The sequence below is a fragment of the Micromonospora sp. PTRAS2 genome (assembly GCF_054052245.1).
In genome coordinates, this window is the sequence record NZ_JBSWBU010000001.1 from 437614 (window position 1) to 460889 (window position 23276).

27 protein-coding genes are annotated in these 23276 nt (G+C 66.6%); 22 read left to right on the top strand and 5 right to left on the bottom strand.

The annotated features are described in order from the left end of the window. The first annotated feature begins 13 nt into the window (after positions 1-13). The 3 genes from ACVMYR_RS02085 to ACVMYR_RS02095 all read left to right on the top strand — a co-directional run bounded on the left by ACVMYR_RS02085 (position 14) and on the right by ACVMYR_RS02095 (position 3693). Positions 14-826: an ETEC_3214 domain-containing protein gene (locus ACVMYR_RS02085; RefSeq protein WP_457121284.1), complete on the top strand. Its 813-nt coding sequence runs from the start codon at positions 14-16 to the stop codon at positions 824-826. 261 nt (positions 827-1087) lie between these two features. Continuing rightward, positions 1088-2320 carry an ATP-binding protein gene (locus ACVMYR_RS02090; RefSeq protein WP_457120975.1) on the top strand — a complete coding sequence of 411 codons (1233 nt, stop codon included), beginning with the start codon at positions 1088-1090 and terminating at the stop codon, positions 2318-2320. Beyond that, entirely contained in the window at positions 2317-3693 is a 1377-nt protein-coding gene (locus ACVMYR_RS02095; RefSeq protein ID WP_457120976.1) for a DUF6414 family protein, read from the top strand. Before ACVMYR_RS02090 ends, ACVMYR_RS02095 begins: the two co-directional genes overlap by 4 nt. 471 nt (positions 3694-4164) lie before the next feature. Here the strand turns inward: ACVMYR_RS02095 and ACVMYR_RS02100 are convergent, their stop codons facing one another. Next, entirely contained in the window at positions 4165-4662 is a 498-nt protein-coding gene (locus ACVMYR_RS02100; RefSeq protein ID WP_457120977.1) for an NUDIX domain-containing protein, read from the bottom strand. 24 nt (positions 4663-4686) lie between these two features. Further along, positions 4687-5910, bottom strand: a complete 1224-nt coding sequence (locus tag ACVMYR_RS02105) for a helix-turn-helix domain-containing protein (protein ID WP_457120978.1) — start codon at positions 5908-5910, stop codon at positions 4687-4689. Between the two features lie 307 nt (positions 5911-6217). On the opposite strand from ACVMYR_RS02105, the gene ACVMYR_RS02110 reads away from it, so the two are divergent. From ACVMYR_RS02110 to ACVMYR_RS02120, 3 genes are all read left to right on the top strand, one after another. Further along, on the top strand, positions 6218-6499 hold the full coding sequence (locus ACVMYR_RS02110; RefSeq protein ID WP_457120979.1) for a hypothetical protein: 282 nt from the start codon (positions 6218-6220) through the stop codon (positions 6497-6499). Then, a complete protein-coding gene (locus ACVMYR_RS02115; protein ID WP_457120980.1) occupies positions 6492-6758 on the top strand; it encodes a hypothetical protein in 267 nt (88 codons plus the stop codon). The genes ACVMYR_RS02110 and ACVMYR_RS02115 overlap by 8 nt, the downstream gene beginning before the upstream one ends. 492 nt (positions 6759-7250) lie before the next feature. Further along, positions 7251-7922, top strand: a complete 672-nt coding sequence (locus ACVMYR_RS02120) for a hypothetical protein (RefSeq protein WP_457120981.1) — start codon at positions 7251-7253, stop codon at positions 7920-7922. Positions 7923-8170: 248 nt separating this feature from the next. Here ACVMYR_RS02120 and ACVMYR_RS02125 read toward each other — a convergent pair whose 3' ends face one another. After that, complete coding sequence (locus ACVMYR_RS02125) at positions 8171-8824, bottom strand: hypothetical protein (RefSeq protein WP_457120982.1); 654 nt, start codon at positions 8822-8824, stop codon at positions 8171-8173. 598 nt (positions 8825-9422) lie between these two features. Between ACVMYR_RS02125 and ACVMYR_RS02130 the strand changes: the two genes are divergently transcribed. The 3 genes from ACVMYR_RS02130 (at position 9423) to ACVMYR_RS02140 (ending at position 13019) form a co-directional block, all read left to right on the top strand. Then, positions 9423-10055, top strand: a complete 633-nt coding sequence (locus ACVMYR_RS02130) for a hypothetical protein (protein WP_457120983.1) — start codon at positions 9423-9425, stop codon at positions 10053-10055. Beyond that, positions 10055-11098: a helix-turn-helix domain-containing protein gene (locus ACVMYR_RS02135; protein WP_457120984.1), complete on the top strand. Its 1044-nt coding sequence runs from the start codon at positions 10055-10057 to the stop codon at positions 11096-11098. The genes ACVMYR_RS02130 and ACVMYR_RS02135 overlap by 1 nt, the downstream gene beginning before the upstream one ends. A gap of 1354 nt (positions 11099-12452) precedes the next feature. Next, positions 12453-13019 (top strand): HD domain-containing protein, encoded by a 567-nt coding sequence (locus tag ACVMYR_RS02140; RefSeq protein ID WP_457120985.1) that lies wholly within the window; start codon positions 12453-12455, stop codon positions 13017-13019. Here the strand turns inward: ACVMYR_RS02140 and ACVMYR_RS02145 are convergent. Both ACVMYR_RS02145 and ACVMYR_RS02150 read right to left on the bottom strand, forming a co-directional pair. Then, positions 13007-13477: an NUDIX hydrolase gene (locus ACVMYR_RS02145; RefSeq protein ID WP_457120986.1), complete on the bottom strand. Its 471-nt coding sequence runs from the start codon at positions 13475-13477 to the stop codon at positions 13007-13009. The genes ACVMYR_RS02140 and ACVMYR_RS02145 overlap by 13 nt on opposite strands. A 4-nt stretch (positions 13478-13481) precedes the next feature. Then, positions 13482-14240: an XRE family transcriptional regulator gene (locus tag ACVMYR_RS02150; RefSeq protein WP_457120987.1), complete on the bottom strand. Its 759-nt coding sequence runs from the start codon at positions 14238-14240 to the stop codon at positions 13482-13484. A gap of 179 nt (positions 14241-14419) precedes the next feature. Between ACVMYR_RS02150 and ACVMYR_RS02155 the strand changes: the two genes are divergently transcribed. From ACVMYR_RS02155 to ACVMYR_RS02215, 13 genes are all read left to right on the top strand, one after another. After that, on the top strand, positions 14420-14737 hold the full coding sequence (locus ACVMYR_RS02155; RefSeq protein WP_088998260.1) for a hypothetical protein: 318 nt from the start codon (positions 14420-14422) through the stop codon (positions 14735-14737). A 231-nt stretch (positions 14738-14968) separates the two neighbouring features. Beyond that, positions 14969-15403: a DUF3307 domain-containing protein gene (locus ACVMYR_RS02160; RefSeq protein WP_457120988.1), complete on the top strand. Its 435-nt coding sequence runs from the start codon at positions 14969-14971 to the stop codon at positions 15401-15403. Positions 15404-15520: 117 nt separating this feature from the next. Then, positions 15521-16456, top strand: a complete 936-nt coding sequence (locus ACVMYR_RS02165; RefSeq protein ID WP_457120989.1) for a hypothetical protein — start codon at positions 15521-15523, stop codon at positions 16454-16456. 84 nt (positions 16457-16540) lie between these two features. Continuing rightward, entirely contained in the window at positions 16541-17407 is an 867-nt protein-coding gene (locus ACVMYR_RS02170) for an FtsK/SpoIIIE domain-containing protein (protein ID WP_457120990.1), read from the top strand. Further along, positions 17404-17616, top strand: coding sequence for a hypothetical protein (locus ACVMYR_RS02175; RefSeq protein WP_457120991.1), 213 nt, complete (start codon positions 17404-17406; stop codon positions 17614-17616). The genes ACVMYR_RS02170 and ACVMYR_RS02175 overlap by 4 nt, the downstream gene beginning before the upstream one ends. Positions 17617-17698: 82 nt before the next feature. After that, positions 17699-18145, top strand: coding sequence for a DUF6197 family protein (locus tag ACVMYR_RS02180; RefSeq protein WP_457120992.1), 447 nt, complete (start codon positions 17699-17701; stop codon positions 18143-18145). Continuing rightward, the gene (locus ACVMYR_RS02185) at positions 18142-18438 is read left to right on the top strand and encodes a hypothetical protein (protein ID WP_457120993.1); all 297 of its coding nucleotides are present in this window, start codon (positions 18142-18144) and stop codon (positions 18436-18438) included. The genes ACVMYR_RS02180 and ACVMYR_RS02185 overlap by 4 nt, the downstream gene beginning before the upstream one ends. Next, positions 18438-18782: an RRQRL motif-containing zinc-binding protein gene (locus ACVMYR_RS02190; protein ID WP_457120994.1), complete on the top strand. Its 345-nt coding sequence runs from the start codon at positions 18438-18440 to the stop codon at positions 18780-18782. Before ACVMYR_RS02185 ends, ACVMYR_RS02190 begins: the two co-directional genes overlap by 1 nt. A 2-nt stretch (positions 18783-18784) precedes the next feature. Further along, on the top strand, positions 18785-19525 hold the full coding sequence (locus ACVMYR_RS02195) for a hypothetical protein (protein ID WP_457120995.1): 741 nt from the start codon (positions 18785-18787) through the stop codon (positions 19523-19525). Next, positions 19522-19788, top strand: coding sequence for a hypothetical protein (locus tag ACVMYR_RS02200; protein WP_457120996.1), 267 nt, complete (start codon positions 19522-19524; stop codon positions 19786-19788). Before ACVMYR_RS02195 ends, ACVMYR_RS02200 begins: the two co-directional genes overlap by 4 nt. Then, positions 19788-21614, top strand: a complete 1827-nt coding sequence (locus tag ACVMYR_RS02205; protein WP_457120997.1) for a replication initiator — start codon at positions 19788-19790, stop codon at positions 21612-21614. Before ACVMYR_RS02200 ends, ACVMYR_RS02205 begins: the two co-directional genes overlap by 1 nt. Beyond that, positions 21611-21886: a helix-turn-helix domain-containing protein gene (locus ACVMYR_RS02210; protein ID WP_457120998.1), complete on the top strand. Its 276-nt coding sequence runs from the start codon at positions 21611-21613 to the stop codon at positions 21884-21886. The genes ACVMYR_RS02205 and ACVMYR_RS02210 overlap by 4 nt, the downstream gene beginning before the upstream one ends. Next, positions 21886-23157, top strand: a complete 1272-nt coding sequence (locus ACVMYR_RS02215) for a tyrosine-type recombinase/integrase (RefSeq protein ID WP_457120999.1) — start codon at positions 21886-21888, stop codon at positions 23155-23157. The genes ACVMYR_RS02210 and ACVMYR_RS02215 overlap by 1 nt, the downstream gene beginning before the upstream one ends. Positions 23158-23276: the final 119 nt, after the last annotated feature.

A 23276-nucleotide genomic window follows, 5' to 3' on the forward strand; every position in this document is an offset into this window, starting at 1 on the left:
TGCCGTGAACTGGATGACCTGGCTCGTAGACGCGCTGAAAACCGTACCCCCTGTTGTCGCGTCGATTACCTTGTTCACGCTCCTGCGCGCTTGGTGGAGAAGGACTCTTGGTCGGCGCCGAGGCTGGACGAAGAGCTATGACCGACTCGTGCCCGGGATGCACGCGGACCTGGTGAAGGAGTTGTTCGGGCATCCAACCTTCGAGGGCCGAGCCAAGGGCAGGGTTCCCTCCGCGGGAACGTGGGCCGAGGCAGACCTGACGGTACGAACCTGGGTGCTCGATCGAGATGGCTACTTGGTCACCTGGACTACCTGCGGCGATGTCGGGGATGTGGTGGTGGCGTACTCGCTAACTACCGCGAACCGCTGGTTCTCCCCCCAAATCCGCTTGGTGACCCCGCAGGATAGATGGGTGAAGCTAGGCCGAACGGTCTTTGACGGAGCCCTAGACGATCGAGTTCCAGAGGGTCGGGACCGCTTTGGATGGCTAGGGGCTAGGAGATCTAGCTACTGGGAGCGTTACTACTGGGGTAACCCGGGCCTGTATCTGACGTGGTACATCGGCTACACCGACTGCGGTTACTCGCGCCGTTCTGGCGTGCCGGTGGATACGAGCGAGCCTGATGCAACAGAGGAGAGGATCCAAGAGTTCCGACGAGCTACATCCGTCAACAGCATCCTGGTTACGCTCGGCTCTGATATCGACTTCCAGGACATCGGCCCGGATCTTGACCTTGTTCGGCTGGCCTCTCGGCCGACCACGGCCGAACGGCTACGCCGCTGGTCACACCGGTCGCTGCTGAGGAGACGTTCACGAGCCGCCTGACTTCTCAGACGTCAGCCTTGGGATAGACCGGCATCCCAGCGTGCAGACGGGACGGTTGCTGCACTTCGTGGCTGCGCTGTCCCGCCTGCCACGTCCAGCCGATGCCGCCTGTGTAGGCACGGGTCGCGTTGTGTGGTGGCACTGTGGCAAGGTGATGCCGTGAGTGAGACTGGGCAGATCCATCCGGCGGCTACATCACCGGACAGGCCAGATCAGTGGCATGACTTCCGCCGCAATAAGAATGGTGAGTACCAGTAGCCTATGGCATCCGAGCGTGACCCTAAGCATATCGTTGGTCGAATTCGGCACCTTGACCCTGAGGGCGAAGAGTTCATTGTTGAACTCCCCAATGGCTTTGTGATCCCGTATGAAATACTGGAAGACGACGACTTCGTTCAAGGAGACGTTTTACTGGTCAGTGCAGATCTCAAGAAGGTGCGGCGGACTGCACCGAAACTCTGGCCGGAGGAGCGGTGGATCGGTGTGGTACGCCTCGTCCTCGAAAACGAGGCGGTCGTAGATGTCAGTGGGAGGATACGAGCTCTCCCGCTACCGAAAGGCTTCAAGGTAGAAAAGGGCAACACGGTCGAAGGACTCGATTCGGATGGGATCCAACGAGTTCTCTCGACCGATCCCATCAAGTATCTCGACATCCGGGAAGACGCCGTTTCGGTCAAGGAGTTTAAGACGCGGCCCAGCGACTCCCCGTCGTTCGACGACTTCGGCGGCTTCTCGGAAATCGTAGAGAGGGCGCAGGAGCTGATTGAGCTTCCGCTTAAGAAGCACAAGGACCTTGCGAAAATCGGCGCTAAACCGATTAAGGGAGTGCTCTTTACGGGCCCACCTGGAACTGGCAAGACCATGCTTGCCCGGATCATCGCGAACCGCGCAGGTGCCGCCTTCTACGAGATCAGTGGGCCGCAAGTACTGAGTAAGTGGTACGGCCAGAGCGAGGAGCTTATCCGTACGATCTTCGATGATGCCGCCGATCAAGACAGGGCCATTGTCTTCTTTGATGAGATGGACAGCCTAGCTTCCCAGAGGAATGACAGCTCACACGAGGCATCCCGCCGGATCGTCGGTCAGCTACTTGCCTCTATGGATGGGTTTACGATCGATACGAATGTTGTAGTCATCGCGACAACGAACCGGCCGCAAGATATCGATCTTGCTTTACGCAGACCTGGGCGATTCGACTGGGAGATTCACTTTTCGCTCCCTTCTCGCGAGGATCGAGAAAAAATCCTGCGAACTTCGGCACGGAAACTAAACATACAAGGCGAGATGCCCCACTCGATTATTGCGGACAAGACTGAATCGTGGTCGCCTGCGGAACTTGCCGCAATTTGGAGTGAGGCCGCTCTCTTGGCTGTCAAGGATGGCCGCGATGTGATTCTAGATGAAGACTACTTTGGCGGGTTTGAGCGTGTCACCGCCCAGCGAACACGGGTCATTGCTGACATCCGTGAGAAGCCTGCGGAGGAAACTAAATGATTGTCTGGGATTGGTTGCAGCGTCGGCGCAGGCGGCGCCGTGAGGCGCTTGCGCTTCTGCGGGAGATGGAGCTACGCGAGTTTGTCTACCTCGACGAGGTCAGCGTTACAAGCCTTCTTTCATCTCGCCTTGGAAAGCTCCCAAATGAATTCACCGACACCTTGACTAAGGCCAGTAAGGAGCAGTTCAACAGTCGCATCGAAGGCACCTGGATGGCTTTAAAGGCTCGCGTTGGGGCTCAAAGAGAAACAACCTGGACCGAAGACACCAAGGTGGTCAGCAAGGCGACGGTGCAGGCTACTTTTAAGCGGCTCTACCAAGAAGAAGAAGGCTCGTTGGTCTTGCGGCCCATCCTATTAGAGGAGCCGCCCAAGAGTGAGGGCGCGGCCCGAAAGCTGGCCGAGATCGCAATCGCGCGACCAGTTGACGATGTTTGGGTTATCTCTAGCAATAGACTGCGGCGCGGACGCCTAGCGGATATAGAGGTTGAGGTACAGGCAGACCCCGCTTTCCGAGTTAGCGTCATCATCTCCACTTTTGCTGACATTGTGAAGGAAGGCAAACAGCTGTTTGCCGATGCGGACAGAAGTGCCCTGGATAAGGCTATCGAGATTAACGGACTTCTCGGCAAGCTAATGGCTGGCCTGGTGCCACTAAGGTGTCGGGTCGTCGACTACGAGGTATTGTCGGCAGAGGGAGAGGATTACCTCGTACATCGACGCCTTCTTGCCGAGCTTGCTCCCCACGACCGCCCTCCGACCCAAAAACTCTATCTTGTCGGCGTGGCCGAGGAGTCGTTGTTTTGGAAAGATATCAGGCGCGTCCTATTTTCGAGGTCTAGGTTTAGGATCCTCTGCAGATTCGGTCACGATGGCCTACATTCTGAATGGACTGCTGTCAAGCTGGCGGATGTACTCGCCGAGGTTGTTCCCGAATTGATGGATGAGGTAAACGTACTCGGGTCCGGCATGTTGGAGGCATTTGCGGCAGGCGCGAAGCGTCAGCAGCGTTTCATGGAGCCGAGAGTTCGGGCGCTGTGCGCGTTTGCGGATATGCTTGCGGGCCATGCGGGCGTGGAGATGACTGAAAGCGATCGCCAGCAGGTTGAGCAGATTGCTAGCGAAACGGCTGATTTGGTGGTGGGTGTAGCGGAGAGCCGCAAAGCGTTTTCTTCTGTTGCCGCTCATATCGCCACCTTGGGTGGACGGGAAGTCGGTGCAGCGAAAGTTGCTGAACTCCGGGTTAGGGCGTGCCGAGAGCAGGGACTACTGCCCGGAGGATCGTCTGTAATGGGCGATACGCCTCCGGTAGCGTTTTCTGCAAGGGAAGATGAAAAGTTTGTAGAGACCGAAATCGTGGCGATCTATTGGTAAGTGGAGTCGCGGCCGCGACATGAGCTCATGTCCTCGCTGTCTGCCGCCGACCCACACCACGGTGGAGCGGGCCCTCCATCCTGGAGTCGTTGCGCCCCCGCCGGAGGCGGCCTAACCCCCACCCCACACCCAACCCTCCGCCCCTCCTCCTACCTCCACCCGTTTCCCCACCTCGAACCCGCGAGCGGCCTGACGGATTCCGTTCGGCAGCTCGACCGGCCGACCGTCGACCGGTCTGCGGTGAGCCGTCACCAAGGCTGGGAGAGACAGAAGGAAGAGCTGTCGCATGGTCCCGGTCATCTCCGGGACTCGTCACCGGCTCCCTTCACGGACCCAGGGTTGACGCGCGGGGCGGGGTGTGGGTTGCGGGCCGGCTGACTTTCCGCCCCGGCACAGTAGGAGGCCGGGGCGGCGGCTCTGTAGGAGCCGGTTGCCGCGCCCCGACCCGCGCCACGCGGAGCGCCTTGATCCCTACTGAGATTGTTTCGGCGACATGGTGCCCGACGGTGCAATGCCGTGCTCCGCATAGGTGGCGTTGCTGCCGTTGCGCGCTGCGATCGCCGTACGGAGCCTGCGAGCCAGGCGCGGCGGCCCGTGCCGGTCCAGGTCCTCCGGTGTCACGTAGCGCCACTCGGTGAGCTCTCCGTCGACGAAACGGATGGCCTGTTCCTGCTTCGTGGTGAGAGATCCGGCGTCGAAGATGAAGAGGAGCTTGTCTCCTTCGCCCTCGGCGGGTGCCCAGTCGACCACAATCATGCGGCCGACAGCGGTGGTGAGGCCGAGTTCTTCCCCGATCTCCCGTACACATGCGGCCCGGGGTGACTCGCCGGGTTCGACGTAGCCGCCGGGGATGTCCCAGTGGTCCTTGTAGCTGGGGCGTACGAGGAGCACACGGCCTTCGTCATCGAAGAAGAGGGCGCCGGCGGCGACGCGTGGGGTTGCCACGGGTGGCATGTCATTGGCCGTCACCAGGGCAGCCTAGATGGGCTGGGTTCAGTCGAGCACCTTGAGCCGCTGGGCCAGTCCGACCAGTTCGGCGGAGGGCTTGCCGCGCTGTCGGCGGATCCAGGTCAGGGCGAGTTGGCGGCTGAGGAAGTGGTGGCGGACCTGCTCGGGTGCCATCTGCTCGGCATCCAGCAGGGCGGCCTGGGCGTCGTCGATGCGGTTCCACGAGCTGTATGCGCGGGCTACTTCGAGGGCGTGCCGTACCCGGCGCTCCATCGGTAGGCCGGTGGTGTCGACGCGCGGGCCGAGGTCGATGGCGACTTGCAGGTCTCCCAGTTCGGCGGCGGTGGCGACGCGGTGGATGGCGACGTTGGTCGGACCGAACGCGGTCCAGAGGTGGTTGGCGTCGGCTCCGAGTTGACCGGCGGCCTGGTCGGCGGCGGCGAGGAAGGTGCGGGTGGTGCCGGCGTCGTTGGCGCGGGCGGCGGCCATCGAGCCGGACAGGAACAAGGTGCCGTAGACGGAGAGCAGCGCTGGCGTGGCGTTCTTCAGGTGGGGCTCAAGGTAGCCGGCGGCGTCCTCGGTGAGGCGCACGGCTTCGGCGTAGCGGCCGGTGGCGTGCAGGGCGTGGCCGACGGAGCGGAACAGGGAACCAGTGACGAGCGGGTCGCCGGTGGGACGGACGGCGGCCAAGCCCCGGTCGGCGGCGATCCACGCGAGGTCACTCTCTCCCAGCTTGGTGAGCTGGGTCGCGGCAAGCTGGTATGCCAAACCGAGTAGTCGGCGGGCGTGGTCCTGGTCGTCGCCGTCGTGGTGGTCAACGGCGGCCTGGGCGCGATCGAGTAGGTCAGGTAGGCGACCGGTGACGTACCCGAATCGAGACTCCTGGTAGGCGTCCCAGAGGGCGCCAACCTGTTTCTTGAGCGCAGCGATGGTCGGTGGTTCCGCACCCAGGTCGCCGCTGAAGGGGCCGAGGGCGCGGTAGTTCATCAGGGCGGCGCGTAGGGCGGGGACGGTGGCGGTGCCGCTGTCGCCGGTCCAGTCGAGCAGGGAAGGTTCGCCGAGCAGGTCGCCGAGCGTCACGTCCAGGACTTCGGCGAGGGACTTGATGACGGAGAGCCGGTCCAGTTCGATCCGGTTGTTCTCGACCTTGCCCAACCAGTCGGCGGTACGGCCGATGAGTCCGGCTAGGACTTCCTGGGACAGGCCGCGTCGGTAGCGGTACCAGGCGACGCGTTCGCCGATGGTCAGGTTGTGGGTTCTCCCGCGCACCGGTTCACCATCTCCCCTCGACCGACCGTGACCCCGGAAGGATTTTCCGGGTGACCAGGCAGATCGCGTCACAACCTGCGTCCATGACAAGACTGAACGTAACGACCGCCTGCCGATTCGGTGAGGGCTGGAAGGACGCACCTGCTCGACGGTCCTGCCTGGACTGCGCGGGTTCCGGTCGTTCGGCGGCGTGCTGAGGCTGGCCCGGGGTGGGTGCTGCGTGGGGCCGCGACCCGAACGACGGCCCGTGAATGGCCCTCCCGCCTCGGTGCCCCGCACGCCTGCACCCGCGCCGAGTCGACTGGGCGTGCCGACACCGGGCGACCTGGTCCTGATCGACGGCCGGGCGTCGGTGCAGTTCAACGGCGACCGGGCGCTGTGGCTGCGGGTCACGTCGGTGGACGAACGGCCCACGTACCACGGCTGGGTGTGGCTCACCGGCTACGTCATCGACCCGGCCACCCGCAACGCCCTGGCCAAGCGCGAGATCTACGCACAGATCGCCGGCCTCCACATCCAACGACGCAAACCCGACAGCACGCCGCCCCGCACCAACGCGGGCCCGGCGGTGAGGAGACGTGGTGTTTGACATTCGGGTACGACTCGGCGCGGTGCTGGACATCGACGCGGACGACCGCCTTCTTCCGTCTGACGGGCCGGTGCGGTTGTGGGTGACGGGGGTCCGGCTGGTGGTCAACCGCCCGCCCCACGATGAGTGGATCTGGGTCGAAGGGGTCAAGCTCTCCCGATCGGGCCGTCGAGGTGCGCAAACGCAGATCCTGGTACGTGCCAGCAAGCTCCCGCCGAGCGGGCCGGCTGGTGACCACCTACCTGAACACGACGCATGATCGGCTTCGATCAGCACGAGTGGATCAGCGCACGCCCGACGACTACGCCGACCGTGTTCGGCTGCCGTTCGCTGACGATTCGCTGACTTTCCGCCTGTCGCCTGGCCCGGCCGAACCGGGAAATGCGCCTCCACCTGGCGCGAAACGGGACGGGGAAAGGGACGACCCCCGTCGGGGGGATGCGGTCGCAAGCTGTCAGCCCTTGCCAGCGGGTGACGTCCGGCGTCGACGAGCAGGCTCGGTGCCTCGTCGATTGACGTTTAGGGTCGACTCGCATCGAAGCTCTCGCTGCTTTCTGGCTGCCTCGCTGCCTGACGTCTGGCTTACAACTCCAGCGCGTCTCGTCCGACGTCGTCGGGCTGAGTCTCTGCGACCTTACGCGGAAGTGAACCTACGGATGTCCTCCCCCGAAACCCGTGTGGCCGCCCGCGAAGCCCGGCCTGATGTCGCCCATCCGACAGCGCCGGCGGCGGAACCCGGCAAGATGCACGCGTGAAGAAGCCCTCTCTGAATACCCGACGCCTGCTCGTCGGCTGCGTCGTGCTGAGCAGCGTCGGTCTGGTCCTCAGTATGTTCGCCATCTCGATGGGCTATCGAGCACCGACGGGCGAGGAACAGCCAAAGATCACCGATTGGATGCAGGCTTGGGGCAGCATCTTCGGCGTCTTCGCCGGCCTGGCCGCTGCCGGGGCCGCCGCATGGCTACTAATCCACGAGCGCGAGCAGACGCGTCAGGCACGTGCCGAACTGGCTGCGGAGAGGGCAGAGGCGATGCTCGCGGGTCCGCGCTCCGTGGTGGTTTCGGACCCCATGGTCGAGCGCCGTGGTGGTGGTTCAATTCGCGTGACAGTGACGGTCCACAACTATGGCGTGACGCCGATCCGGGCCATCTCCATCCTGCTTACACCCCTCCGGCACCAGCCGGAGATCCTGCTGCCTGAGGTCGATGTCATCGGACCATCTGGCCAGAGGGAATTGGTGAAGAAGCTCGCAGGACCTGAGTGGGAGCGCGGCATACTCCTCATTCCGACGTTCGCCGTGTACTTCCGCGACTCATCGGGCTCCCGCTGGCGGAGAGAGAACAACTTGGAGCCGGAAAGATGGCCGGGGCGAATACCGATCCGCGACGCGAATGACGACGACTCAACGCCTGCGGCCAGCTAGGTCGCAGTCAGGCCTTTGGCATGGTCGGCGGGCGTGGCGTTGTCCGTGGCCGAGGGCTTGAGCCCTGGACTTCTCCGACGGTCTGTGGATCGCCTTAGATTTGACGGATCGGCGTCCTGACCCGGGCGAGGTCTCTCGTTGCATTACACCGCTCAACAGCCCTTGTCAGCGTCAGCTGTGCCCGGCTTGTGCCCGAGGATAGGCCTCACCGATCCACCGCTAAGAAGGCCAGTAGCCGGCCGCCTAGCTCAAGCGAGGCTGAGCAGATCAGCCTCAAACGCACTCGATGAGCGCCACCCGAGCAACTTGACGACCTCGAAGCTCATGTTGCGCTGGGGGTAGTCACGGAAAACCGGGTCGACCTCGGCAGCAAGCGCGTCGAAGCAGGCCGTGACCGACTTGCGGAAGCTCCGGTCCTCCCAGTGGAGCGCCTGGTTCCGCGCCTGCCAGACGACGTTCTTGAGACGCTGAGAGTTGCCGATCTGCCGACCGTCCGGTGAAGGATCAAGTCCGCCGTGGACGGCAGAAATTCCCTGCTTGCCGTACTGAATCAGGGCAGCTGCTAGGGCGTCGGTCGAGAACCGGTGAACGTCAACTGCGGCTTGAAGGTCGGGCAGCGCGGCACTCTGGTCGTGATGCTCCTTGTCCGGACCCCAGTACGCGTCCCACTGCATACCGGTTGCTAGCCCCACGTCCTCAGCGTCCTCAGCGTTCAACGCGAGCCACGCCGCCCTCCCATACTCGGCCTCCATCTGCTTGCGGAGCCCATCAAGTCGCGCTTCGAGGTTCTGGAGCGTCTCGTACTCACCCCATATGAGCGGGAGCAGAGTTGTAACAGCGTGCCGAATCTCGTCAACGTACTGGCTCATAGACATCACGGGGCTACCCACAGCGACGAGCACCTTTCCTTTTCTGATCGCAACGCCAAGGATGGCATGGGCAGCCCCACCGGCGCCCGGGCGTGCAGTGCGCAGGCCGTGAGGCAGCCCCGCCTTGAGGCGAGGCAGCGGGACCGGCTTGCCCGGACAACCCTCCCGGATTGTGATAGCTCGCTTACAAGCTCTCTGCAGGCCGTCCAGCGTCGTCTGCCGGCGTTCGTGACCTCGGTCGCTTGTCCGCACTCACCCGCCAGCACGCGTCCTTGTCCAGGCCTGTTGCTGTCACCGCTCCTGTCGATCGGCGGTAGGGCCGAGCTGGCATTGCCAGCTGACCACACCCAGTGGATGACGGTCCTCACCGAGCTGCTGCACATCGAGGCTTCACCGAGCCGGCTCGCTACGCCGAGACTCTAACCCTGAACCCATCTGGCCGATCCTGACCAACTCGAACGTAGACCGCCCCTTGGCCTGGGCGAGCTGTGCCCACCTTGTGCCAGACGATCTTGCAGCACACTGCTCGTCGTCTGAGTGCCGCGCTTCGAGGGCTGTCGGCACGGCTGGGTAACTTGATGCCCCTGCTGCAGTCGCACACCCGTGCGACGAGGCTGGTATATTTTCCGGCATGATTTCGCACCCCACGTTCGAGCAGGTTCTCGAAGACTTGGGCGACAAGGTCATCACCGGGATGGGTCGCGCGGCGCAGGCGGCGCGCGGCGACTTGCTGAAGTACCGACGGGAGAACCCGCTGTGGGTGGCGGACTCTACGGAACGGGGGCTGGCGAACTGGATCCACGACCGCCTCTGGACCCACCTCGTTGGAGAGTTGGATCACCTCAGTGAGGTGTACGTGCATGACAAGGAACCCAGCCGGGAGCTGTGGGTCGGCGTCCGGTATAGGCTGCGCATCAAGCGCCACGGGCAATCCGGGGAAATTAGTACATATCCGACGCTGGCGGCCATGTCCTTCTTCACTCAGGGCCAGGAGGCCTTCGAGGGCTTGGAGGTCATCCGGCTCTGCGCCGGGTACATCTGGGAGAAGGAAGAGCGGGACATGGGAGAAGCGGTGCTCTCGCTGCGCGCCAGCCGCGACAAGGTGATCTGGTGCCGCCCTCTGCCGTTTGCGGGCGAGGCGCGCACCGGCGGCGAGGTCCGACCCTTCCCGGTCACTCCGACGGCGGAGCCGAAGGCCCCTCTGATCGACTTCAACCGGCGCCTCCCCGGTGTCGCGGATGGCAATCAGAATCAGGAGGAGTAATGAGCTACCTCGGCGAAGCGTTGGTGACCGCACGCCGAGCACGCGGACTGACCCAGGGTGAATTGGCGCAGGCGGCCGGCGTTACGCAGGCCGCCCTGTCTCGCTACGAGAACGACCAGCGAGAACCGGATGCGGCAGTTCTGGAAAAGTTGGCCAAAGCTCTTGGCGTAACCGTAGCCTTCCTGCAAACCGCAGGAAGGCTACGCGGCGCTATGGCGATTGACGTGCACATGCGGCGACAAGCAACAGCGAAGCCAACTATTTGGAGACAACTTGAAGCTAAGCTAAATATGTATCGAATGCACGCTCGGCATCTTTTTGAGGATGTCTCGATAAGGGCGGATCAGAGGATTCCAACCTTCGATCCTATAGACATAGATCCGCCAAATGCGGCGAGGCTTGTGCGGATGCAGTGGCGCATGCCGGTAGGGCCTGTGCGATCACTTACAAAATGGATGGAAGCTGCCGGGTGCCTAATTATCGAGGAGGATTTCGGCACTCCTCGTGTAGATGGCTTGTCGCAGTGGATCGGCGAACATCCTATTATTCTGCTGAACTCCCGAGTTCCAGTTGATCGCAAGCGACTTACGTTGGCCCATGAACTTGGCCACCTGTGCCTTCACTCCTCGTATGTCTCCGAAACAATCGAGCAGGAGGCCAGCAAGTTCGGGGCGGAGTTCCTTATGCCTGCCGAGTTTATCAAGCCACAGTTGCGCAACCTTAGCCTTGGTCGATTGGTTGACCTGAAGCGCGAGTGGGGCGTTTCAATGCAGGCCATCATTGAGCGCGCTTCTGAACTGGGTGTGCTGGGGGCGGGTCAGCGGACCAATCTTTATAAGACGTTGAGCGCGCGGGGATGGCGAACCCGGGAACCAGTAAGTGATGAGCTTCCTGAGGAGCACCCAACGCTCCCGCAGAGTATCGGTGATGCACTACTGGCCAAGGGTTTAAGTCCTGCCGAGATCGCAATTATTGCTGGATTTGAAGAAGACGTAGTTCATCCTTTCGAACCATTGCGACGGCCTCTTCGTGCCGTTCGCTAAGTCGGGCCGACTTGACCCCTCGTCTATTAGGCGGGGGGTCAAGCGGGTCTGTCCTTCTTGGTTGTTCTGCACATCATGCGGCATCATCCGCGCAGGTCTCTGGCGTCAGCGATTTGAACGAGCAGTAGAACCACCAAAAGGCTGAGAAAAACTCACCCGCACTCCCAGCCCACTATCACCACCGACATCTACTGTCTTCCCCGCTCGCGCCTACTGCGAGGTCCGCTCTAACCGCTTCCAAGAGTCTGAGCCGTGACCCAGTCAGAGTCTCCACTAGAGTTGTGACTTCTTCCATCGATGGAGAGTCGTCTGAGAAATCGACCTTCATTGCAAGCAATTGCAGCCGTAGAAGCGACGCCTTGAATGCTTGATTGGTCCAGTTCATGATTACCGACAATACTTGCTTCCGTCTCGGCCAACTCAAGCAGGGATGACAGCTGCCGGGACTCCTCCAGGAGGGCAGGTCGGATAGAGTGACCTTGAGGGGCCATCAACAGCTCTAGATATTTGCTGACGAGTACGGCGGAAGACGTGAGGTATTCGCTGCACGCTTTCTTCCTCTCGCTCCGCGCCATGTCCCATAATTGCTGGGCACGGGCATCTTTGGCCAAGCGCAGATGCATGCGCTGCTGCTGCCAACTGGCAGCGAACGTTCCAGCAATACCGATGACGCCCACAGCGCCGGTTACGGCTGTTGCGAGCCACTCTGCGAAACCTACCCCTCACGCCCCTAGTCGGCCCTCGTGCCATCCCGTCTGCCGTCGACCCGCCCTCCTGGGGAGCGGGCCGCCGCCCGGCCCGCCACGTCAAGACGGCCTTGACGCCTGTACGGACGCTGGCGGGTCGGGCGGTGGTCTGCTCGGCTCGCCCGGGTCGACGGTGGGCGGGATGGCTCCCACCGCAACCACCCACGGACCGCATGCCGCCGACGGACCCCCGGCCATCCTGGAGCCGGAGCGCCCCCGCCGGAGGCGCAGTAACCGCAACCCCGCCACCCACCCGGCAGCCGCCGACGGACCCGGCGTGCGCTCCCCCACGCCGCGCGGGCTGCTGGCCGCGCGGCCCGGCCGGCTGCCGGCCCCACCACCCCACCGGGAAACGGCCTGTCGTCATCCGGCGGCCCACCGGGCTACCCGCCCTCCGCGCCAGCCGCCGGGCGTGTTGCGTGGCCGGAGTCGGAGCGCCAGCGCAGCGACGGACACGCGCCTTGGCGGCGGCGCGTGCGGCCCGTCAAGGGCCGCCTTGAAGACGTACAGAAACTTTGAACCACTTCGCCGGCAGCCGGGCCGGCCCCGCCTCGCCGCCGTCCGGACACGGGATGGCGTGGGCCGAGTGCGCTCCGTACCCTGACGGCATGGCCGCCCTCGTCGATACCGCCCGGGAAGTTGCGCGACACCTGCTGGAGACGCCATTGCCTCGGCGGTGGAGTCACGTCCAGGCGGTCGCCGCCAAAGCGGACCGGATCAGCGAGGCAGTCCCCGCCGAGGATCGGGAGGTGCTCGTAGCCTCCGCGTGGCTGCATGACGTGGGCTACAGCCCCGACCTCGTCGACACCGGCTTCCACTCCCTCGACGGTGGCCGCTGGCTTCGCCGCGAGCGGTTCAACGAGCGGATTGCCGCTCTCGTGGCGCACCACTCCTGCGCGTGGCTGGAAGCGGAAGAACGCGGGCTCGGTGACGTCCTGGCCGCCGAGTTCCCTCGGGAAGAGACGCCGGTAACCGACGCGCTCTGCTTCTCGGACATGACGACCGGACCCGACGGCCAGGACTTCGAGGTGCTGGACCGGCTGGCGGAGATCCGGTCGCGGTACGGGCCGGAGCACCTGGTGACCCGGTTCATCTGCCGGGCGGAGCCGGAGATGGTCGCCGCCGTGCAGCGGACTCAGCGCCGGCTCTCCGGCAGTGTCGCTCAGCCGATGTAGGGCTCGGGGCGGTCCTCGTAGCCGTGGGTGATGCGGAGCAGGGTCGACGGGTGGATGTCGAGCGCGCCCAGCTCGTCGCGGGCGACCCATCGGACGTCGCTTGATTCGTCGCTCGGGGTCAGAGTGCCGCCGACGGGTACGGCTCGCAGGCAGAGCGAGAATTGCTGCCGCACCTCGCCGTCCGAGTATGCGATGACGTGATCGGGGTCGGAGTAGACGCCGACCATCCCGGTAACCTCGACCCGTACGCCGGTCTCCTCCCGGGTCTCCCGGACGGCCGTCCCCGCGACCGACTCGCCGATCTCCTGGCCACCGCCAGGCAACGACCACAGGCCGTTGTCAGTGCGCTGAATGAGCAGCACCCGGCCGCCCTCGTCTCGGACGAAGACGGAGACGGCCACGACGATGCTGTTGGCCTTCGGCGCGTTCGGGTCGTGGTAGTGCTCGGTTCTCGCCATGGTCCTAGGTTGCCACCTCGCCGCTCGGCTGCGGCTTCGCGGCCATCAGGACCCGGTCGAAACTGTCGGAGTAGGTGCCGAACAAGTCGCCGCCGTTGAGCCTGCGCAGGTGCATCACAGGTGCGTGTGGTGCCGGGAACCCGAGCACGTGCATGTTGACCAACATCTCGTCATCGAACCGATAGATCGAGTTGTACAGCGTCGTGTCGTGGTAGAGCACCGTCACCCCGGGTGCACCCTCAAGCCGGCTGTAGTAGTGCTGGACCTGACGAATCTCTGCGGCCATCACGCCGGGCGCACCTTCCTCGACGCTCTTACGCTCAATCGCCTCGCTGGTCGGGTCGCCGAGAAGGATCGTCACCTTGACGCCGTCAACGGCCTTTTGACGCAGGACGTCGACAATCCTCGGATTCTGCTCCACGAGGAAGAGGCCGGCGTAGGCCAGTACGTCGATTCGCTTCTGCGCCCGCTCGATCAGTCGGCCCCACAGGTCGTACGGAACAGAGGAACGCCGGGAGTAGAGCCGTATCAATTCACTCTGCCCGATCTTCGACGCCTTCTCCGGCGTCACCGCATCCGGCCACAGATACGGCTCGTCTTCGCGCACGATCGCGGCGATTGCGTGCCGGTGCCGGGGATACGGAATCCGGTCCTGCGTGATCCACCGTTCCACCGTCTTCGGGTCGACGCCGATCTTTTCGGCCACTGCGCCGGGGGTGAGGCCGTTGCGCAGGATGGCATCGCGTAGCCGGTCGTTCGCCATTCGACCCTCCTCAAGGGACGACTAGGGACGAGTAGAAGATAACCTAGACGTCCCCTAGTCGTCCAGCTCACCGGATGGGGTGTCCTCGGCTTTCCGGGAGTCTTATCCGCAGAGGCCACGAGCAAGAAGTCCACCGGGGACAAGCTCACCATCTGGCCCGAGACACAGGAGGTTCGAAAGTGAAGCTGTACGTGGACACCAAGGCGAAGCAGGTGACGGTGTCGAGGGACCCCGAGCCGAAGAACGACCAGAACGGCAACCAGCGATCCGAGAAGGGAACGGGCCGGCTCATGTGGTCCACCCAGGTCTTCGTTCTCGACGAGACCGGCGGTGAGGTCATCTCCATTACCACGGCGGGTGAGAAGCCGAGCGTGATGGTGGGACAGCTCATCGACGTCGAGCAGCTGGAGGCCATCCCGTGGGCGACCAACGGGCGTAACGGCGTCGCGTTCCGTGCGATCTCGCTGAAGCCGAAGGCTGGTTCGGCGGCAAAGTAGTCCTTCGCACATCGTGCTGTGTGAAGCCTGCGGTGTCTCCTGAAGCGGCCTACGGTCCGCTCTCCTGATCCACCTTGAGTCCGGGAGCGTTACTGGCTCCTACTCTCCCGGCCTCGGCAACCCGTGGTTGCCCTCATCAATTGTGGCGCGGGGTCGGTACTGGCTCCTACACCTGCCGGCCCCGTCTGCCCTTTCCAACCCGTTCGCCCACTGTCGTTGGGAGTGGTTGTCATGCTCGTTTCTGCCATCGTATTCGCCGTCGTCGCGGCGACCTTCTCCGCCGGCCACCAGGTGGCCGACCACGTCTTCGGCCAGTCCGACAAGCAAGCCGCCCACAAGGCCGCTCCCGGCTGGGACGGCTGGCGTCACCTGCTGGGCCACGTCGTGGCCTATCACCTCGTCGTGGCGGTCATGCTGGCCATCGCCATCGCCATCGTCGCGCTCGGCCTGCCCGTCACCGTCGTCGGGCTCGTCGCCGGACTCGGCTTCTCCGCCGTCTCCCACGCCATCCTCGACCGGCGCTGGCCGGTTCGGTGGCTGCTCATCCACACCGGCAGCCCGGACTTCGCCGACCGTCAGGCCCCGATCTGCGGCATGTACCTGGCGGATCAGTCCCTGCACGCGGCCTGCCTGTGGGTGTCCGCGCTGCTGGTCGCCTGCTTGTAGGCGTGAAGGTCGCTGCGCGGCCTGAGTGATTTCGAGCGCGGGGCCGGTACTGGCTCCTACACCTGCCGGCCCCGGGCTCTCCAACCCATCCAGCCCAATCGCTTGGGAGGACGTGTCATGTCCAAGTCTAGCTCTCGCCGCTCGTTCGGGCGGAAGTCAACCGGAACCGTGACAGTCATCGAGGCCAAGGTCCACCGGTCCTCGGCCCGGAACGCCCGGATGGCGTTCATCCTCGCTGCGGTCATCATCGGCATCCTGACGGCCGTGGTGGCCGCTTCCTACGTACACCCGATCATCGGGCTGTTCGTCGGCGTGGCCGTCGGCGTCCCGTGCGGCTTCCTCGCCTGGCTCCTGGTCCGTGTCTGGCCGGTGCTGCGGCTGCTGTGGTGGTGGACCCCCGAGATCGTCCTGTCCACTCTGCTGCTCGCGGGCTGGGTGCAGCTCGCCACCCACACCTCGACCCTGGTCACCCTGGCCGTCGTCGCCGTCGTCCTCGGCGTTCCGGCCGCCGTCCCCGTATCCCGCCGCCAGGTCGTCGCCTGGGTGTGGTGCCTGATCGTGCGCCACCGGCTGCGGGTGTGCTTCGCACAGTTCATCGTCGCCAACCAGTCCGGGTCCCTCCCGCTGATCCTGTGGGCCCGACCGACGCCGGTCGGCGAGCGGGTCTGGGTCTACCTGCGGCCCGGCCTGTCCCTGGCGGACCTGGAAGGCCGCCTCGACAAGATCGCCGTCACCTGCCACGCCTCGTCCGTCCTGGTCGAGCGGGCCGCCGACGGCAACGCCGCCTATCTGCGGTTCGACATCAAGCGCCGTGAGGTGCTCACGGCAACCGTCACGTCACCGCTGGCCGACGTCATCACCTCCGACGCCCCGGCCACCGACCGGCCGACGCCGGTCGTCCCCACCGCCCTGGACCTGTCCGACGTCCAGGCCCCCACCATCGCGCTGCCCGTCCAGCAGCCCAGGAAGCCGGCCGCCACGTCGGCCAACGGCAGCAAGCCGGCCGCTACGCCGTCGCCCGAGGGCGGCGACGACCTCTCCGACTGGATCTGACCCCACCCAACCCCAGGACGCGGGGAGCCCGACGGGCTCCTTCGTGTGGCTTCCCGCGCCCACCAACGCCCAAGGAGGGCACCCATGACCACGGCAACCGCCCCGACCGCCGGCATTCCGGTGGGGCCCGGCCTGTCAATGTTCGACCCGATCTTTCTCGGCATCGACGAGTTCGGCCAGCCCGTCTACATCACCCTCGCCTACCGCAACCTCCTCGCCGGCGGTGAGCCCGGCGGAGGTAAGTCCGGCCTGCTCAACGCCATTGCCGCCCACGCGGCGCTGTCGGCGGACTCCCGGCTCGTGCTGCTGGACGGCAAGCTCGTCGAGCTGGGCCAGTGGGAAGACTGCGCCGACGCCTTCATCGGCCCCGACATCACCGCCGCTCTCGACGTCCTGCGACGCCTTCAGCAGGTGATGAACAACCGGTACGCCTGGCTGCGTGCCCACGGGCGGCGCAAGGTCACCGCCGCCGACGGCCTATCCGTCATCACCGTCCTCGTCGACGAGATCGCCTTCTACTCCGCCACGATCGGCGGCAAGCAGGAACAGGAAGAGTTCGTCGCTCTGCTGCGGGACCTGGTCGCCCGGGGCCGGGCCGCCGGCATCCCCGTCGTCGCCGCCACCCAGCGGCCGTCCTTCGACATCATCCCCACCAGCCTGCGAGACCTGTTCGGCTACCGCGCCGCGTTTCGCTGCACCACCCCGAACAGCTCCAACATCGTCCTCGGCCACGGCTGGGCCGAGCAGGGCTACTCCGCCACCGACATCGCCCCCACCAACCAGGGCGCGGCCTACCTCATCGCCGAGGGCGGCGTCCCCCGCCGCATCAAGGTCGCCTACCTCTCCGACGCCCAGATCGCCGGCATCGCCGACTACGCGGCCTGGGTCCGGCGTCCCAGCGGCATCAGCACCCCGACCGGCTCTTCTTCTGACTGGGGGATCGCGGCATGACCACCACCCGAGAGCGCGCCGTCATTCGCATCAACAACCAGCGGGCCGCCCAGTACACCGAAATGTGGGTCATCGGCACCCCGCAGGACCTGGCCCTGATGTTCGAGGCCGCCAACCGCACCGGGCGGCTCGCCTTCGTCTCCGCGCCCATCCCGATGGGCGGCGACGACACCCGTTTCCGCCGCTACGTGCGGCTTCGCAACCAGTAGCAGTCGACAGGACCGGACCACGCCTGGCAGCAACGCCGGTCCTGCCGACCTTCCCCAACGCCCGCGAAAGGACGTGGTTGCCATGAAGGCTACCCAAATCCCACCCATCGCCGGAATGGTCACTCCCGCTGACCTGCTCCGGATGGCTGCCCTCTACCTGCGCCGGCACGGCTGGCACCAGGGCGCCTACTACGCCGACCCCGACCACCTGACCCCGCCGGCCTGCGCCGCCGGGGCGATCGGCATGGCCAGCACCGGGCACCAGGTCGAGAACTTCTTGCAGCTCGACCAGCTCGATGACGACCACCACGCCGACACTCTGGCCGCCCTCGCCGCTTTCGTCGACTACCTCGACACTCACGAGCCGATCTTCTACGTCGACGAAGACGGCTTCCTCGTCGACGAGCACGGCTGGCCCTTCTCGTGGAACGACGACCCGGCCCGCACCGCCGAGCAGGTCGTCACCGCCCTGGAGGCCGCCGCCGACAAATGGGACTCCCTCCACACCACCGGAGGCGAGAACCGATGAGCACCGTCAAGAAGTCCTTGACGCCCCACCTCCCCCGGCCAAAGCGCCGGGAGATCGTCGAAAACGACGAGTTCGCCGCCTTCGCCCGACGCATCATCCGCGCCCACGGCCGCCGCGTCGCCACCGGAGACGTCGAAGCCCTCCGCGACCTGCTCGCCCTGTCCGACGCCATCGATCAGGCCGTCGCCGAAGCCGTCATCGGCCTGCGGGCCTTCGGCTACTCCTGGGCTGAGATCGGCTCCCGCCTCGGCATCTCCCGCCAGGCCGCCCAGCAGCGCTGGGGAGACCGGTGATGACCACCTACTACGACCCGAACGGCACCCGCTTCGGGTTCCCCACCTTCCCGTACCGGATGGCACCCGACGGCCTGGCCACCCGCCGCCAACTGCGGGCCGCCGGCCTGCGCCCCGGCGGACACGACCCCGTCGCCCAGATCATCTGGCGTCGCGGTAAGCGCGTCGCCTACCTCTACCGCCTCGACTGCGCCAAGCCCAAGCGGGTCGCCACCCCCGCTCAGCGGGAGGCCATCGGCAAGGCGCTGCGTGCCCGGCGTACCTGCGCCGTCTGCGGGCTGCTCCAGCCCTACTACATCCCCCGCCGCTACGGCTGCTGCCTCGACTGCCACGGAGGCCACTGACCATGACTATCAAGACTCCGGCCAGCGCCGGCCCTCGACTGGAGGGCGTCGTCCTGGTCCTCATCCTCATCGCCGTCGCCGGCTTCGCCGGGGCCGCCTCGTTCACCCACGTCAAAGACTGGACCCTCGCCAACTCCCCGACCGGCACGGGGCAGTGGTTCGGCTGGGCCAACGCCGTCATCTCCGAACTCGTCCCCATCGCCTGCCTGCTCACCATCCGCCGACGTCGCCGGGTCGGCGCTCCCATCGGCTACCCGCTGTTCCTGCTCATCGCCGCCGCCGGGCTCTCCCTCGCCGCGCAACTCGCGGTCGCCAAGCCCGGCATCTCCGGGTGGCTCCTGTCCGCCGTGCCCGCGCTGGCGTTCATGGCCCTGGTGAAACTCGTCCTCGCCCCCGCCGCAGGCGACAACCACACCCCGCCAGTCCCCAAGCCGGCCGAACCCATCCACCTCCAGGTGGCCGAGCCGGTCACCACCGAACCGGCCCCGCCGGCCGCCATCGCCCCGGCTCCCGCCCCGGTTCCCGAGCCGACCCCGGCCGCCACGCCGGAACCCGTCACCGCGCCGGCACCGGAGCCGGTCGACGTCCCCACCCACCTGCTGCCCATGGCCCGCTTCGCGGCCGTGCAGCACGAGCAGAACACCGGGTCACCGATCACCCCGGCCGAACTCGCCGACCGGCTCGACGTCACCCCGGCCGTCGCCGGGCAGCTCCTCACCACCCTGACCGGTGGTGCCCGATGACCTTCGTCATCGTCGACATCGAACACGTCGTCCACACCTGCCCCGTCCACCCGGACGGGCACCCGTACGACATCCGGCGCACCGTCGTCGACGTCATCCCCGGCGGTCCCTGCCGGGCCCCGGTCACCGTCCGCTGCGGCGGGCAGACCGTCCAGATCCCCTGCCACCGGCACGAGCCGGCCAAGCGCCAGTGTGGTGCCTGCCGGGTCATCGTCACCGAACGCTCCATCACCACCCGCACCCCGAACGGGGCTGCGGCTTGATGGCCTCGACGCTGGACCTCACCCCCCGCGCTTCGGCCCGGGGGGTGGGCTCGAACGCCGACACCATCCCGCCCGTCCACGACTACACCGCCGCCGGGGCCGCGTTCATCCGCGCCACCCGCCCCGACTACTTCGGCTGGATCGAACACGTCCGCGCCGCCGCCGGCTGCACCCGCCCGATCCGCCTCGCCGGGCAGCTCCTCACCGTCGACTCCGCCACCGGCCGCATCGTCGAGCAGCGGCACACCGACGGCATGCCCGACGCGGTCATCTACACCCCCTGCGGCAACCGCCGGGCCACCGTCTGCCCCGCCTGCGCCCACACCTACCAGCGCGACGCCTATCAGCTCCTGCGCGCCGGCCTCGTCGGCGGCAAGGGCGTCCCCGATACCGTCACCCGGCACCCCGCCGTGTTTCCCACCTTCACCGCACCCTCCTTCGGGCCGGTCCACGTCCGGGCCGTCCGGAAGCACACCTGCGCCGACCGCAAGCGCTGCGACTGCCGACCCGACCCCTGCCACGCCCGACGCGCCACCGACCCCGCCGCCGGCCGCTGCCCCCACGGCCGCCCCGCCGCCTGCTGGGCCCGCCACGAACCCGCAGACGCCGTCCTCGGCCAACCGCTGTGCCTCGACTGCTACGACCACGACCACCAGGTCGTCTGGAACCTCTACTCCGGCGAACTGTGGCACCGCACCAAGCAGGCCGCGGAACGGCACCTCGCCAAGCTCGCCCGCCGCCGCGGCATCCCCCGCGTCCAGGTCGTCACCGCCTCCGGCAACACCCGCACCGTCCCACCCGTCCGGCTCTCCCACGGCAAGGCCGCCGAGTTCCAGGCACGCGGCGCGGTCCACTTCCACGCCCTCGTACGCCTCGACGGCGTCAACCCCGACGACCCCGCCGCCGTCGTCCCACCACCGCCCGCGTTCACCGTCGCCGACCTCGTCGACGCGCTCCGCCACGCCGCCGCACAGGTCGCGTTCGCCACCCCCGGCCACCCCGACCGGCCCGACGGCTGGCCCATCGCCTGGGGCGAGCAGCTCGACATCCGACCCATCACGCTGACCGGGCACGGTGAGGTCACCGACAGCATGGTCGCCGGCTACCTTGCCAAGTACGCCACCAAGAGCACCGAGGTAACCGGGCACCGCTCCGTCAGGCTCACCGCCGACACCATCGGCGACCACGCCGACCCCGACGGCGACCACACCGCCCGCCTCATCGACGCCTGCTGGCGACTCGGCCACCCCACCGGCACCCCGGTCCCCCTCTCGCAGCGGCCCCGCGACCCCCGGCCCCGACCGGGCTTCGTCGACCGCTGGGAGTGCCCCGACTGCGGCACCCACACCCGCTACGCCGCCTGCCCCGTCTGCGTCGCCCACCGTCAAGCCGCCCTTGACACCGAACCGACGCGACCGGCCAACCCCAACCCGTACGCCCGACTGCGCCGCTGGGCGCACATGCTCGGCTTCGGCGGTCACTTCCTCACCAAGGCCCGGCGCTACTCCGTCACCTTCCAAGCCCTGCGCGACGCCCGCCGCGACCACCGGCAACGCGAGGACCAGGACCACGCGCACCCGGCAACCGGCGGCCAGCTCGTCGACGACCACGACGACACCACCCTGATCGTCGGCACCCTCGCCTTCGCCGGGGTCGGCTGGCACACCACCGGCGACGCGCTGCTCGCCAACTCCGCCGCCGCCATGGCCCGGGAACGACGAACCACCGGCCGCGAAGAACTCGCCCACGAACTCGGCACCACCACGGCCGGCACCGCGCCGGCTGCCGCCCGATCCGAACAGACCTGGGGAGGTCATCCGTCATGAGCATCACCGCCCGCCCGAGTCCCGTCGTACGCCTCGTCCCGCGCACCGGGGCCGCCGTCCTCGGGCCGGTCACCTACACCGTCCGGGAGGTCGCCAAGCTGCTGGGCATCTCACTGGGCAGCACGTACGCCCTTGTCCGGGACGGCACGATTCCGGCGACCCGCCTGGGTGGCCGCTGGCTGATTCCCCGCGCCCGCTTTCACGCCTGGCTCGACGGCGTCACCGAGGAACCGGCCGCCGCGACCGGCACCGAGCACGGTCGGAGGCGCTGATGGGCTTCGTCCGTAAGACTCCGGCCGGCACCTACCGCGCCTGCTGGCGTGATCCTGCCGGCGGCCAGAAGTCCAAGAGCTTCCGCACGAAGCGAGAGGCCAGCGCCTACCTGACCGAGGTCGAGGGGAGCCTCAACCGGGGCACCTACGTCAACCCGCACGCCGGCCGTCTCCGCTTCGGCGACTTCGCTCAGCAGTGGCTCGCCACCCGGACCGTCGAGGCACGCACCACCGAGCGCACCGTCTCCATGCTCCGCACGCACCTCCTGCCAAAGTGGGGTGACTGGCCGCTCGGGAAGGTCGACTTCATGTCGGTGCAGGAGTGGGTGACGGGCCTCGGTCGGGTCCTCGCGCCCTCCACAGTGGCCAAGTGCTACCAGCTCCTCTCGATGATCCTCCGGACGGCCGTTCAGGCTCGGCTGATCGCCACCAACCCGGCCGAGGGGGTGAAACTGCCGCGCGACCGGTCCCGCGACGTCAAGCCGGTCACGATCAGCCGGGAAGACTTCCTCAGCCGGCTGCTGCCCGCCGTGCCGCCCCGACACCGGGCGATCGTCTGCGCCGCCGCCGGGGCCGGTCTGCGCTGGGGTGAGTGCGCCGGGCTGACCTGGTCGTCGGTCGACCTCGACCGGGCATCGCTGCGCGTGGTCCAGGTGGCCGAGGAGACCCACGGCGGGATCGTGCTGCGCCCGTACCCGAAGAGCCGCGCCGGGGTCCGGAAGATTCCGCTACCGAGCTTCCTGCTCGCCGCGCTTCATGACCTGCGGGCCGTCGCCGACGACCCGGACCCGCGCACCCTGGTCTTCCGCGACCGGGTGGGTCGCCCGCTGCGACGGTCGAACTTCCGGCGTCGGGTCTGGCTGCCTTCGCTGGTCCGCGCCGGCCTGCTCGGCCAGGTCGTCGCCACCGGCCCGCACCGGTACCACGCGGTCTGGACCGATCAGGAAGGCGTCGAGTGGTCAGCCGAGTTCACCACCGAGCGGGAAGCCGTCGCCTGTGTGGCGGCCAGGTCCGCCGGCGGGATGCGCTTCCACGACCTGCGGCACGCCTACGCGACCTGGCTGGTCACCGACGGTGTCCCGATCAACCTGGTGCAGCGGGTCATGGGCCACGAGCAGGCGTCGACGACGCTCAACCGTTACACCCACACCCCGGACGACTACGCGGCGCGCGTCCTGGAGGCGTTCGACGGCTCCGCTGCCTTCCTGCTGCCTCCGGCCGGGGAAACGCCGCCTGCGGACCACCTCGACGGGGAGGAAGACGACCTGTGACCTGCGGTCGCGCCTACCCCCGGGAAAGGGACGACCCCCGTCGGGGGGAGACGGGGGTCGTCGGGAGGTTCGGCTCCGGGGGGGTTGAGCCGAACCGGCTCGGCGGTCACGGGGGGTGC